Source organism: Mycobacterium sp. E3251 (genome assembly GCF_001666835.1).
Classification (GTDB): domain Bacteria; phylum Actinomycetota; class Actinomycetes; order Mycobacteriales; family Mycobacteriaceae; genus Mycobacterium.
In genome coordinates this window covers 1-13192 of record NZ_LZJF01000144.1, presented here as the reverse complement: position 1 = coordinate 13192, position 13192 = coordinate 1, and the positions used below count along the sequence as shown (strand labels likewise).

Below are 13192 nucleotides of genomic sequence, written 5' to 3'. Positions count from 1 at the left end.
ATGGCGATGACCAGCCGGCGGCCACCGCGGGCGGCGGCCCCGACGAACGTCTTGCGGGCCGCGTTGGTGAACCCGGTCTTGCCGCCGATCGCGCCGGGGTAGCGCTGCAACAGCTCGTCCTGGTTGGTGATCGGGTGATCGCCGTTATCGCCGGGGAACATCGCCGACGGCTCGGCCGTGATCTGCGCGAACACCGGGTTCACCAACGCGGCCCGCAAGACGTTCGTCGGGGCCGCCGCCCGCGGTGGCCGCCGGCTGGTCATCGCCATGATGTACGGCCTGATCAAAGAGGGTGGACCGACGTACTGGGACCAGGCGGCGACGTTGTTCGACTGGGGTTTCGCGCAAAGCCCGCAGTCCAGCATCGGCTCGCTGTAGCTATTCCGCCGGGCCGGCGTCCGGCGCCGCCGCCGACAGCAGCGTCATCAGCATCGGGATCCGTTGCTCGGCGATCTGCGGCTGCGGCAACACCCCCTCCACCACCGCGGCCCCGTCGAACACGTTGGTCAGCAACGCGACCAGGACCGGGAACGTCTCCTCGGGGAAGCTTTCGGCTCCGGGCAGCGTACGGGCGGCGTCGTGAATCTTCGCCGAGTACTGGCGCAGTTCGGTTTGCAAAGTGGCCCTGAGCTTTTCGTCGGTGCGCGCCGCGACGAGCAGTTCGTACAGCACGGCGTTGCTCGGGGCGGCGGTGATGTCACGGAGTATCGCCAGGGCGGCTTCGAGCGCCGGCCGATCGGCCGGTATTTCGGCGACCCGCTTGGTGAACGTCTCGAGCTGACGACGCAGCACTTCGGATGCCGTGGCCGCCATGAAGTCGCCCATCGTCTCGAAGTGCCGGAACAGGGCGCCCACGGATACCCCCGCGCGCTTGGTGATAACGGCGGCCGACGCCCGGGCGTATCCGACCTCGATGATGGTGTCGATGCAGGCGTCGAGAAGCCGTCCCACGGTCTCTTCCCGGCGCTGCTGCTGGGTTCTGGCCACGTCAGCCTCCGATTTTCAGGGCGCTCTGGTCCCGGTGCCGCTGGCCCGCACGCAGATAGCGGCCCGATTTCACGGTCCGGCCGTAGCCGTCGCGGAACTGGCCCGCGCGGAAGACGACCGCGCCGCCCACACCCGTCGCGACGACGGCGTCGTCGTTGCGATTGACCATGCGCCGCAGGCCGCCGTAGAACGGCACCTCGTCCTCGTAGTAGCCCTCGACCGCTTCGTTGAGGCCGGCCGGGTCGATCACCACGAAGTCCGCGCGGTCGCCCTGCCGCAGCGTGCCGGCGTCGACGCCGAACCACTCCCCCAATTCGCCGGTCAGGCGATGCACCGCGCGCTCGATGGACATGAACGGTGCGCCGGCCCGCTGTGCGTCCCGGGCCCGCTTGAGCAGCTTGACCGGGAAGTTGTAGAACGCCATGTTGCGCAGGTGGGCACCGGCATCCGAGAAGCCCATGTGCACGCTGCCCTCGTTGGCGAGCGCGTTGAGCAGCTTGGGGCGGTGGTTGGCCACGACGGTCGTCCACCGGACGTTGCGTTCGCCGTTCTCGACGAGCACGTCCAGGAACGCGTCGAGCGGGTGCAGCTTGCGCTCGTCGGCGATGGCCCCGAAGCTCTTGCCTATCAACGACTCATCGGGGCATTCGACGATGACCGCGTCGTGGAAGTCGCGGTGCCACAACGACGGCCCGAGTTTGATCCGGTCGAACTCCCTGCGGAACTTCCGGCGGTATTCCTTGTCGGCCAGCAATTCGTTGCGCTCCAAATGGTCCCGCAGGTGCAGGGCGGCCGTCCCGGCGCCGAACTCCTCGAAGACCGGAAGATCGATTCCGTCGGAGTACAACTCGAACGGCACCGGCAGATGCTGGAAGCGCACTTGAGACCCCAGCAGCTTGTTCAGCAGACGGGTGCCCGGGCCGAAGACGTAGACCGACAGTGGCATCGACTTGGCATCGGCGGACACCAGCATGCTCATGCGAACACCCTTGCCTCGGTTAAGGATTCGGCTGCTCGCCAGGAAGAAGAGCATCCCGGTCGACGGCTTGGCCACATCGGGGGCGCTCTGCAGAATGCGGCCGCGCTTGCGCAGCACCTTGATCAGCCTGCGCCGCTCGCGCCAGGTCGCGAAGGTGGACGGCAACGCCCGCGACCGGAAACGCTCGCCGTCGAGCTTGTCGATGGCCGCGTCCATCCCCGACATGCCGAGCACCCCGGCGTCGAGCGCCTCGTCGAGCAGGGCCGCCATCCGCTCCACTTCGGCGTCGGTGGGCTGCACGGTGGCGTCGGTGGCCCGATCGAGGCCCATCACCGCGGTCCGCAGATCCGAATGGCCAAGCAGCGAGCCGATATTCGGCCCGAGCGGCAGGGCGTCGATCGCCTTGATGTATTCGGCCGCGGACGACCAGGTCTTGTTTTGCAAAGCGCCGTAGACGAATTCGCGCGGCACGGCCTCGACCCGGCTGAAGAGGTCGGCGGCGTCCTCGGAGCTCGCGTAGACCGTCGACAACGAGCAGTTGCCCAGCAACACGGTGGTGACACCGTGCCGCACGGACTCCCGCAGACCCGGATCCAGCAGCACCTCGGCGTCGTAGTGGGTGTGCACGTCGATGAAGCCCGGCACGATCCATTTGCCGGCGGCGTCGATCACCTCGGGACACCCCGTCTCGTCCAGCGACCCGTCCGACACCGCGGCCACCACGCCGTCGCGAATGCCCAGCGTGCGGGTCTGGGGCGCGCTGCCGGTGCCGTCGAACCACAGCCCGTCGCGAATGATCACGTCGTAAGCCACTTTTGCCTCCAGTCGTCGTGGTGACACGGACCGTAACATAGATAGCAAGCACTCGCAATCTTTACTGGCCGGCGTGTCCGCTTCGTCGGCCCCGCGCCGGCTAGGCCGGGGGACGGAACGCGTTGCCGCGCAAAATCACCAGGTCAGGACGGTGCAGGACGGCCGGGCCCGACCGCGGGTCGTCCGCGTAGCACAGCAGGTCGGCCGACGCGCCGTGATCGAGCCCGGGGCGACCCAGCCAGCGACGGGCGTCCCAGCACCCCGCGCCCAACGCATCGGTGGGGCTCAATCCGATGCCCTTGAGCGCCTCGATCTCGTCGGCGATGCGCCCGGGCGCGACCATCGTGCCGGCATCACTGCCGGCGTAGATCGGCACGCCCGCTTCGCGGGCCGCGGCGATCCGCGACAGGCCACGAGCGTGCAGGTCGCGCATGTGAGCGGCGTAGGTCGGATACTTCGCGGCGGCGGCATCGGCGATGCCCGGGAAATTCTCGACGATGTTGACCAGCGTGGGGACCAGGACGGTTCCGTGCTCGACCATCAGCGCGATGGTGTCATCGGTCAGGCCGGTGCCGTGTTCGATGCAGTCGATGCCGGCCTTGACCAGCCCCGGCAGCGCGTCCTCGCTGAAGACGTGCGCGGTGACCCGTGCGCCGTGGGCGTGCGCGGTGTCGATGGCGGCCTTGAGCACGTCGTCGGACCACAGCGGGGCGAGATCGCCGACGCTGCGATCGATCCAGTCGCCGACCAGCTTGATCCAGCCATCGCCGCGGCGCGCCTCTTCCGCGACCGCCTCGGGCAGTTGCCACTCGTCTTCCAGCTCGCGCGAGAATCCCGCCGCATACCGCTTGGGCCGGGCCAGATGTTTTCCGGCGCGGATGATGCGCGGCAGATCCTCGTGATCGTCGAGGCTGCGGGTGTCGGTGGGTGAGCCGCAGTCTCGCAACAGCAGCGCACCGACGTCACGCTCGATCTCGGCCTGGGCGATCGCCTCGTCCAGCGGAATCTCTCCGTGCTCGCCGAGTCCGACGTGGCAATGCGCGTCCACCAGGCCGGGAATGACCCAGCCACCGTCAAAGACGGTGTCGGCCCCCGCGACCGGTTCGGTGCTGATGCGCCCGTCGACGATCCACAGCTCGGTTGGGGTCTCGTCCGGCAGCCCGACACCTCGCACGTGCATGCGCACGGCGCTGCTAATTCTTGCCGGCCCGATGGTGACGATCCGCTTCGCCCGGCTTCGCCGCGCTCGCGATCGTCACGGCTTGCCGGGGAACTTGAGCTTGGACAGGTCGAAGTCCGCCAGCCCGGGCGGCAGCTCGTTGAGACCCTCGGGCATGTGCGACAGGTCGGGGAACCCGGCCGGCATGCCCGGCATCCCGGCGCCCAGCGGGTTCCTGGCCTTAGGCGGCGTCGGGCCCCGACCGCCCTTCTTGCCCTTCTTGCCCTTGCCGCCCTTGGCCTTTCGGGTCGCCGACTTGCGACCCATTCCCGGGATGCCCATGCCGCCGAGCATCGACGACATCATCTTGCGGGCCTCGAAGAAGCGGTCCACCAGCTGGTTCACCTCGGACACCGAGACGCCGGACCCGTTGGCGATGCGCAGCCGCCGCGACGCGTTGATGATCTTCGGGTCGGCCCGCTCTTCGGGCGTCATGCCGCGGATGATGGCCTGCAGGCGGTCGAGTTGCTTGTCGTCGACCTGGGCCAGCGCGTCCTTCATTTGTCCGGCCCCGGGCAGCATGCCCAGCAGGTTGCCGATCGGACCCATCTTGCGGATGGCGAGCATCTGCTCGAGGAAGTCCTCCAGCGTCAGCTCGCCGGTGCCGATCTTGGCCGCGGCGGCCTCGGCCTGCTCGGCGTCGAACACCTGCTCGGCCTGTTCGATCAGGCTCAGCACGTCGCCCATGCCCAGGATGCGGCTGGCCATCCGGTCGGGGTGGAAGACGTCGAAGTCCTCGAGCTTCTCGCCGGTGGAGGCGAAAAGGATTGGGACGCCGGTCACCTCGCGGACCGACAACGCGGCACCACCGCGGGCGTCACCGTCGAGCTTGGTCAGCACCACCCCGGTGAAGCCGACGCCCTCGCGGAACGCCTCCGCGGTGGTGACGGCGTCCTGGCCGATCATCGCGTCCAGCACGAACAACACTTCGTCGGGATTGACGGCGTCGCGGATGGCCGCGGCCTGGGCCATCAGTTCGTCGTCGATGCCCAGCCGGCCGGCGGTGTCGACGATCACGACGTCGTGGTGCTTCGCCCGGGCTTCGGCGAGACCGGCGGCCGCGACGGCGACCGGGTCGCCGGGCCCCGACTCGGGGGACTCGCCGGGATGGGGCGCGAACACCGGCACCCCGGCGCGCTCACCGACGACTTGCAGCTGGTTCACCGCGGCGGGCCGCTGCAGGTCGCACGCCACCAGCAGCGGGGTGTGCCCCTGGCCGCGCAGCCAGGCGGCCAGCTTGCCGGCCAGCGAGGTCTTACCGGAACCCTGCAGACCGGCGAGCATCACCACGGTCGGCGGCGTCTTGGCGAAGGCCAGCTGGCGGGTCTCGCCACCCAGGATGCCGATGAGCTCTTCGTTGACGATCTTGACGACCTGCTGCGCCGGGTTGAGGGCACCGGAGACCTCGGCGCCCCGGGCGCGGTCCTTGATCCGGCCCACGAACGCGCGCACCACGGGCAGCGACACGTCGGCTTCCAGCAGCGCCAGCCGGATCTCGCGGGTGGTGGCCTCGATGTCGGCGTCGGTCAGTCGACCCTTGCCGCGTAAGCCCTGAAGGGCACCGGTCAACCGGTCGGACAGCGATTCAAACACCCCGCCAGCCTAGTGGCACTGCAAGCGCGGCGAAGCCGGGCGCGGCAGGTACCACTCATCAGGTCTAGTGGCTCGGCGGTTCGGCCGGCTTAGCGCCGCCCGTCGACCGCGACACTGCAACTACGCACCCGACACGCCGGTAAAGGTGTGCGTAGTTTCAGTCTCGCCAAACCGGCGAACGGGTTTGAATGGTCGACATGCTCGAGGTGATCGACAAAGGATCGTGCAGCCGGGACCATCCGGTGCCGCTGCTCTTCGTGCACGGCGGCTGGCACGGCGCGTGGTGCTGGGAGCATTTCCTGGACTTCTTCGCCGAAGCGGGTTACCGCGCGGTCGCGATGAGCCTGCGGGGACACGGCGGCAGCCCGACGACCAAGCCGCTTCACAAGGTTTCCATCGCGGACTACATCGACGACCTCCGTTCGGTGGCCGACGAACTGGGCGGCGGCCCCGTACTGATCGGCCATTCGCTGGGTGGCTTCGTCATCCAGCGCCACCTCGAAACGCGCAGCGCCCCGGCGGCAGTCCTGGTCGGCTCCGTGCCTCCGCAGGGCGTGCTCAGGTTGGCGGTGCGCGTCTGGCGTCGCCGGCCATCGATGACGATGGAAGCCTGGAGCGACCCCACGCTGCTGAAATTCCTCGCCACCCCGGCGCTGGCACGGGAGTACCTCTTCTGCGCCGACACGCCCGAAGCGGTCGTCGAATCCTGCAGACAACGCGCCGGGGCCGAGAGCATCCGCGCCGCGATGACCGATCCGATGGTCCGCCGCGTCAGAACCCGGCGGGTGACCACGCCGATGCTGGTCCTCGGCGCGGAGTACGACGGCTTCGTCAGCGTCGGCGATGTGCGCGCCACGGCGCGCGCGTATGCGACCGAACCGGAATTCTTCCCGATGGGTCACAACATGATGCTCGAGCCGGGATGGGCTGACGTCGCGCAACGCATCCACGGGTGGCTGCAAACCCGCGACCTCGCGGGCGCGCCACGGTAACCGCATCCGAGTCGTTACTGCGCCGAAAAGCGTTGGCGTGCTAGATTTCACGTCCACCGCTTCACCACGCTGGTCCGTCGACAATTACAACAAAACGGGGGGAAATGTCCGTGCAACCGCTCGCTCGCACGGAGAGCTCCGTCGACGACAGCGGCCGGGCGCTGCGTGGCTGGCAGCGCCGGGCGTTGGTCAAATATTTGGCCGGCCAACCGCGCGACTTCCTGGCCGTCGCGACCCCGGGGTCCGGGAAGACGACCTTCGCCTTGCGGGTGGCCGCGGAACTGCTCAGCCAGCGTGTCGTCGAGCAAATCACAGTCGTGGTGCCCACCGAGCACCTCAAGGTGCAGTGGGCCCAGGCCGCCGCACGGCACGGCATCGCCCTGGACCCGAAGTTCTCCAACTCCCATGCCCTGATGTCGGGCGAGTACCACGGCGTGATGGTCACCTACGCTCAGGTCGCGGCGCATCCGACGCTGCACCGGGTGCGCACCGAGCAGCGCAAGACGCTGGTGGTCTTCGACGAGATCCACCACGGCGGTGACGCCAAGACCTGGGGTGACGCCATCCGCGAGGCCTTCGGCGATGCGACGCGCCGGCTCGCCCTGACCGGCACGCCCTTTCGCAGCGACGACAGCCCCATCCCGTTCGTGTCCTACGAATCGGGCGCCGACGGGGTGCGCCGTTCGCATGCCGACCACACCTACGGCTACGCCGAGGCCCTCGCCGACGGCGTGGTCCGGCCGGTGGTGTTCCTGGCCTACTCCGGGGAGGCGCGCTGGCGGGACAGCGCCGGCGCCGAGCACGCCGCGCGACTGGGCGAGCCGCTGACCGCCGAGCACACGGCGCGGGCCTGGCGCACGGCACTCGACCCGGCGGGCGAATGGATGCCCGCGGTGATCGCGGCCGCCGATCAGCGGCTGCGCCAGAAGCGCGAGCACGTGCCCGACGCCGGCGGCATGATCATCGCCTCCGACCGCACCGCGGCCCGCGCCTACGCCGCCCTGCTGACGAGGCTTACCTCGGAGGCGCCGACGGTGGTGCTGTCCGACGATCCCGGATCGTCCGCGCGCATCAGCGAATTCGCCGCCGGCACCAGCCGGTGGCTGGTGGCGGTGCGCATGGTCTCCGAAGGCGTCGACGTGCCCCGGCTCTCGGTCGGCATCTACGCCACCAGCGCCTCCACTCCCCTGTTCTTCGCGCAGGCCATCGGCCGCTTCGTGCGATCGCGCCGGGCTGGCGAGACCGCCAGCATCTTCCTGCCGTCGGTCCCCAACCTGCTGCAGCTCGCCAGCGAGCTGGAGGCGCAGCGCAACCACGTGCTGGGGGAACCGCACCGCCCCGACGACGATCCCCTCGACGGTGATCCCGCCGTCCGGACGCAGACCGAAAAGACCGAGACCGACAACGGCTTCACCTCACTGGGCGCGGACGCGGAGCTGGATCAGGTCATCTTCGACGGGTCGTCGTTCGGCACGGCCGCGCCGGCCGGAAGCGACGAGGAGGCCGACTACCTCGGCATCCCCGGGTTGCTCGACGCCGATCAGATGCGGGCGCTGCTGCACCGCCGGCAGGACGAGCAGCTCCAGCGGCGGGCCGCGCAGGGCGCGCCGGCCGCCGTGCCGGGGCCCCCGTCGATGCATGGCCAACTGCGCGAGCTGCGCCGCGAGCTCAACTCCCTGGTGTCGGCCACCCATCACCGCACCGGCAAGCCGCACGGCTGGATTCACAGCGAACTTCGCCGTCGTTGCGGGGGCCCACCGATCGCCGCCGCGACCCGTGAGCAGATCCAGGACCGCATCGAAGCCCTGCGGCGTCTCAACGCCGAGCACGCCTGAGCCCGCTAGTCGCCGACCGGCTCCTGCAGCACTTCGACCGTGGGGCCGCCCAGCACGGCGAGCAGGTTCTGCTCGATCGCGGCTCGCGCGTCGCGCTCGCCCTGGGCCGGCACCGTCACGCAGAAGACGTCGGCCGCGGTGGAGCCGAACGTGTTGACCTTGGCCCAGGCGATGTCGGATCCCGCGCGTTCCAGCGCGCGGGTCAACAGCGCCAGCAGACCCAACCGATCCATGGCGCGGACTTCGAAGATCAACTGGCCGGCGGTCGCCGTGTCGAGCCACAGGATGCGCGGCGGGGCGGTCGACCGGGTGACGGGCACCCCGGCCTGAATCTCACCGGCCCGCGCCGTGGCGGCGCTGACCGCGTCGCTGTCGCGCCTCTCCAGCGTGCCGAGGACGTCGAGGTCCCCGGCCAGGGCGCCGACGAATTGCTGGCGCAGCAAGCCTGATTCGGGCGGCGAGCCGAACACCGGAGACACGACGAACTCCACGATCGCCACGCCGTCGTGAATGTTGGCCAACGCCGAATGGATTCGCAGGGAGTTCACCGCCAGCACCGCCGCGGCTTTCGACACCAGCCCGCGCTGGTTCGGCGCGAGCATCACCGCGGTCAGACGCTCGCGGTCGCCGGGGTGCAGCTCCACGTGCACACCGCGGCCGGCCGCCAGCGAAAGATAGTGGGGCGCAATAGGTGCGGCCTCCGGGAGCGGCTCTCCCGCCATCACCAGCCGGCAGCGACGGACCAGGTCCTCGATCAACGACGCCTTCCAGTCGCTCCACACCCCAGGACCGGTGGCCTTCGAATCCGCCTCGGCCAGCGCGTGCAGGAGCTCGAGCAGTTGCGGGTCGCCGTGCAGGGCCGCGGCCACCGACTCGATGGTCTTGGGATCGTTGAGATCGCTTCGGGTCGCCGTTATCGGCAGCAGGAGATGGTGGCGGACCATGCCCGCGAGCGTGTCGGTGTCCTGCGCCGACAGCCCCAGCCGGTCGCCGATCGGGATGGTCAATTCCGCGCCGAGCACACAGTGGTCCGTGCCGCGTCCCTTGCCGATGTCGTGCAGCAGCGCGCCGAGCGCGAGTAGGTCGGATCGCGCCACGCGGGTGGTGAGCGGGGCTGCGTTGACGGTGGTTTCGACGATGTGACGGTCGACGGTCCACTTGTGCGAGACGTCGCGCGGCGGAAGGTCGCGCACCGCGTCCCATTCCGGGAAGAGGCGGCCCCACAGGCCGGTGCGGTCCAGCGACTCGATCGTGTTCACCGCCGTGGGCCCGGCCAGCAGCACGACCAGCAGGTCGTCCAGCGCCTCCCGCGGCCATGGCGACGGCAAGTCCGGGACACTGTCGGCGAGTCGTTTGAGCGTGCCGGCGCCGATCGGCAGGCCGGTGTCCGCCGACGCGGCCGCGACTCGCAACACCAACCCGGCGTCGGTTTGGGGTTGGGCGTCGCGGGCGAGCACCACCTCGCCGTCGTACTCGACCACCCCCTCGTCCAGCGGTCGCCGCTTCGGGCGCCGCACCAAGGCGGTGAGGCCGCGTCGGGGCAGCGCGTTCTGCGCGGTCCGCAGGCCGGTTTCGGCGTGGTAGGCGATGGTGCGGCTGACGCTGGAGAGCATGCGGGACAACGCAAATCGGTCCCCGACGCCCAACGCGGCGCTGACCTCGTCGGCGAACTGCGCCAGCAGTTGATCGAGTCCGCGCTTGGACACCCGGTGCAGTTCGGTGCGGACATCGAGCAACGTGAGGTACGCGGCGTTCAGGGATCCGCCGGGCGCGTCCGGATGACCCATGCCGTGGCGGTCGATCAGCTGCGCGACGCCCAGCGCGTCGAGCAGTTGGACGTCGCGCAGCCCGCCGCGCCCCGATTTCAGGTCCGGTTCGGCCCGCTGCGCGATGCGCCAACACCGTTGCCAGCGTTCATATGTCATGGCGACGAGCTCGTCCATGCGGGACCGGATTGCGCTGCGCCACTGGCGCCGCGCCCCGTCGATCAACTCCGCCGACAGCCGCTCGTCCCCGGCGATGTGGCGGGCGTCCAGCATGCCCAGCGCGGCCACCAGGTCGCTGTTGGCGACGCCGAGGGCGCCCGATACCGTCCGCACGCTGTGGTCGAGCCGAACGTTGGCGTCCCACAGCGGATACCACAACCCGTCGGCGACCCGCTGCAACTCCGCGTCAGACTTGTTGTCGTGCAACAGCATCAGGTCGAGATCCGAATACGGCAGCAGCTCGCGGCGGCCCAGGCCACCGACTCCGACGATCGCGAAACCGCTGTCATCGGCGATGCCGATCTCGTCGGCCTTGGCGACCAGCCAGGATTCGTGAAGCTCCAGCCAGGCTTTCCGGAGCTCCGCGGCGCCGAGGTGACTGCCCTCTGACAGCAGTTGGCGCCGCGAGGCAGCCAAATCGGCTGCCCCGCCGGCGCTTCCTGTCCCCGCTTCAGATGACCTGTCGGGCGGGCTTGTCATGCCCTCCCGGCCCGGTTCAGCGATGTGTGGCTACGGTCAGAGGGCATCGGTTCCGCGTTCACCCGTGCGGACACGCACAATGGTTTCCACGGGGGTGACCCAGACCTTGCCGTCACCGATCTTGCCGGTGCGCGCCGCCCGGACGATGCTGTCCACGACCTTGTCCACGATGGAATCGTCGACCACGACCTCGATTCGCACCTTCGGCACGAAATCCACCGAGTACTCAGCACCCCGGTAAACCTCGGTGTGGCCCTTCTGCCGCCCGTACCCCTGAATTTCGCTGACCGTCATGCCCAGGACGCCCGCGTCCTCGAGGCTGGTCTTCACGTCATCGAGGGTGAACGGCTTCACAATTGCGGTGACTAGCTTCATGCCTGCTCTGCCTCCACCTTGTCGCCCACTCGGTCCTCCTCCAGGCCGTTGCGGTCATCCACCGGAATCCGCGCCGCCGGGAGAACGGACCCCTGCCCACCGATCGTCCCGAAATCGTACGCGCTCTCCGCGTGCTCGGACTCGTCGATGCCGGTTGATTCTTCTTCGGCAGGGACACGCAACCCGATCGTGTACTTGAGGATCAAGGCCAAGATCAGCGTGACGATGCCGGAGTAGAACAGTACCGCGAAGGCGCCGACGGCCTGGCGTTCCAGCTGGGCCCAGCCGCCGCCGTAGAACAACCCCTTCGACACCCCTGCGACACCGTTGATCGCCGTGGATTCCGGCGCGGCGAGCAGGCCGACCAGCAAAGTGCCCGCCAGACCGCCGATCATGTGCACCCCGACCACGTCGAGCGAGTCGTCGAAGCCGAACTTGAACTTCAGCCCGACCGCCAGCGCGCACACCACTCCGGCCACCGCGCCGACGACGATCGCACCCAGCACGTTGACCGACGAGCAGGACGGCGTGATCGCCACCAGCCCGGCGACGATGCCGGACGCCGCTCCAAGCGTCGTGGGCTTCCCGTCGCGGATGCGCTCCGTCAGCAGCCACGCGAGCATGGCCGTGGCGGTGGCGACTGTGGTGGTCATGAAGGTCGCACCGGCGGAGCCGTTCGAGGTGGTCGCCGAGCCGGCGTTGAACCCGAACCAGCCGAACCACAGCAAGCCGGCGCCCAGCATCACGAAAGGCAGGTTGTGCGGCCGGAACAGCGTGGTGGGCCACCCGCGGCGCTTGCCCAGGACGATCGCCAGCGCCAGGCCGGCCACACCGGAGTTGATATGGACCGCTGTCCCTCCGGCGAAGTCGATTGCATGCAGCTTGTTGTTGATCCACCCGCCGTGCTCGGACGCGAAGCCGTCGGCGGCGAACACCCAGTGCGCGACGGGGAAGTAGACCAGCGTCGCCCACAGCCCGGCGAACACCAGCCAGGCGGTGAACTTGAGCCGATCGGCCACCGCGCCCGAGATCAGCGCGACGGTGATGATCGCGAACATCAGCTGGAAGGCCACGAACACGGTGGCGGGCATGGTGCCGGCCAGCGGGATGTCGACCTGCGTGACGCCCTTGCTCGGGTCCGCCTTGACGGCGTTGCCGCCGATAAGTTTTGCCAGGCCCCAGTAATCGGTCGGATTGCCCACGACGCCGCCCCGGTCGTCACCGAACGACATCGAGTAGCCGTAGAGCACCCAGAGCACGGTCACCACGCCCATGGCGCTGATGCTCATCATGATCATGTTGAGCACGCTTCTGGTGCGCACCATGCCGCCGTAGAAGAACGCAAGACCCGGCGTCATCAACAGCACTAGCGCGGAACTCGCCAACATCCAGGCGGTATCGCCTGTGTCTGGTTGGCCCAATTGCGGGAATGCCACTCGCTCACCTCCGGTCGGACATGAATGGCCGTCAGGCGACGCCTGTGGCCTGCGAGAACCATGCGCAATGGTTGTTTCCGCAGTGGGGCCACCGTGTTTCGGCGGTATTAACGTCCCGCTCGCCGTGTAAGGGGTTTCAGCCGAGCAGGGCGTCGACGAAGGCGCCCGGCTCGAACGGCGCCAGATCGTCGGGACCTTCCCCGAGCCCGACCAGTTTCACCGGCACCCCGAGCTCTTGTTGGACGCGGAATACGATGCCGCCCTTGGCCGTACCGTCCAGCTTGGTCAGCACGGCGCCGGTGATCTCGACGACCTCGGCGAACACCCGCGCCTGGGCCAGCCCGTTCTGCCCGATGGTGGCGTCGAGCACCAGCAGCACCTCGTCGACCGCGGCGCGTCGGGTAACCACGCGCTTGACCTTGTCGAGCTCGTCCATCAGCCCGACCTTGGTGTGCAGCCGGCCGGCGGTGTCGATGAGCACCACGTCGGCGCCCGAGG

General features: G+C 69.0%; 10 protein-coding genes and 2 pseudogenes. 3 read left to right on the top strand and 9 right to left on the bottom strand.

Features of this window, described 5'->3' with window-relative positions; translation table 11 throughout:
- Positions 1-221, bottom strand: a pseudogene (locus A5697_RS17875) (D-alanyl-D-alanine carboxypeptidase); the annotation flags it as partial.
- Here A5697_RS17875 and A5697_RS27310 point away from each other — a divergent pair.
- Complete coding sequence (locus tag A5697_RS27310; protein ID WP_369806125.1) at positions 178-378, top strand: hypothetical protein; 201 nt, start codon at positions 178-180, stop codon at positions 376-378. The pseudogene A5697_RS17875 and the gene A5697_RS27310 overlap by 44 nt on opposite strands.
- Here the strand turns inward: A5697_RS27310 and A5697_RS17870 are convergent, their stop codons facing one another.
- From A5697_RS17870 to ffh, 4 genes are all read right to left on the bottom strand, one after another.
- Positions 379-987 (bottom strand): TetR/AcrR family transcriptional regulator, encoded by a 609-nt coding sequence (locus tag A5697_RS17870; RefSeq protein ID WP_068011551.1) that lies wholly within the window; start codon positions 985-987, stop codon positions 379-381.
- A gap of 1 nt (position 988) precedes the next feature.
- Entirely contained in the window at positions 989-2818 is a 1830-nt protein-coding gene (locus A5697_RS17865) for an amidohydrolase family protein (RefSeq protein ID WP_068011550.1), read from the bottom strand.
- A 61-nt stretch (positions 2819-2879) separates the two neighbouring features.
- Positions 2880-3959 carry an amidohydrolase family protein gene (locus tag A5697_RS17860; protein WP_156673347.1) on the bottom strand — a complete coding sequence of 360 codons (1080 nt, stop codon included), beginning with the start codon at positions 3957-3959 and terminating at the stop codon, positions 2880-2882.
- 75 nt (positions 3960-4034) lie between these two features.
- Positions 4035-5591: a signal recognition particle protein gene (gene ffh / locus A5697_RS17855; protein WP_068011548.1), complete on the bottom strand. Its 1557-nt coding sequence runs from the start codon at positions 5589-5591 to the stop codon at positions 4035-4037.
- Between the two features lie 197 nt (positions 5592-5788).
- Between ffh and A5697_RS17850 the strand changes: the two genes are divergently transcribed.
- Complete coding sequence (locus tag A5697_RS17850; RefSeq protein WP_068011552.1) at positions 5789-6583, top strand: alpha/beta hydrolase; 795 nt, start codon at positions 5789-5791, stop codon at positions 6581-6583.
- A 104-nt stretch (positions 6584-6687) separates the two neighbouring features.
- Entirely contained in the window at positions 6688-8418 is a 1731-nt protein-coding gene (locus tag A5697_RS17845; protein WP_067944916.1) for a DEAD/DEAH box helicase, read from the top strand.
- A gap of 5 nt (positions 8419-8423) precedes the next feature.
- On the opposite strand, the gene A5697_RS17840 is transcribed toward A5697_RS17845, so the two are convergent.
- The 4 genes and pseudogenes from A5697_RS17840 to A5697_RS17825 all read right to left on the bottom strand — a co-directional run.
- Complete coding sequence (locus tag A5697_RS17840) at positions 8424-10883, bottom strand: [protein-PII] uridylyltransferase (RefSeq protein WP_082953462.1); 2460 nt, start codon at positions 10881-10883, stop codon at positions 8424-8426.
- A gap of 36 nt (positions 10884-10919) precedes the next feature.
- Entirely contained in the window at positions 10920-11258 is a 339-nt protein-coding gene (gene glnB / locus A5697_RS17835) for a nitrogen regulatory protein P-II (RefSeq protein WP_066952569.1), read from the bottom strand.
- Positions 11255-12646, bottom strand: a complete 1392-nt coding sequence (locus A5697_RS17830) for an ammonium transporter (RefSeq protein WP_067944912.1) — start codon at positions 12644-12646, stop codon at positions 11255-11257. Before A5697_RS17830 ends, glnB begins: the two co-directional genes overlap by 4 nt.
- Positions 12647-12830: 184 nt before the next feature.
- A pseudogene (locus tag A5697_RS17825) lies at positions 12831-13192 on the bottom strand (signal recognition particle-docking protein FtsY); the annotation flags it as partial.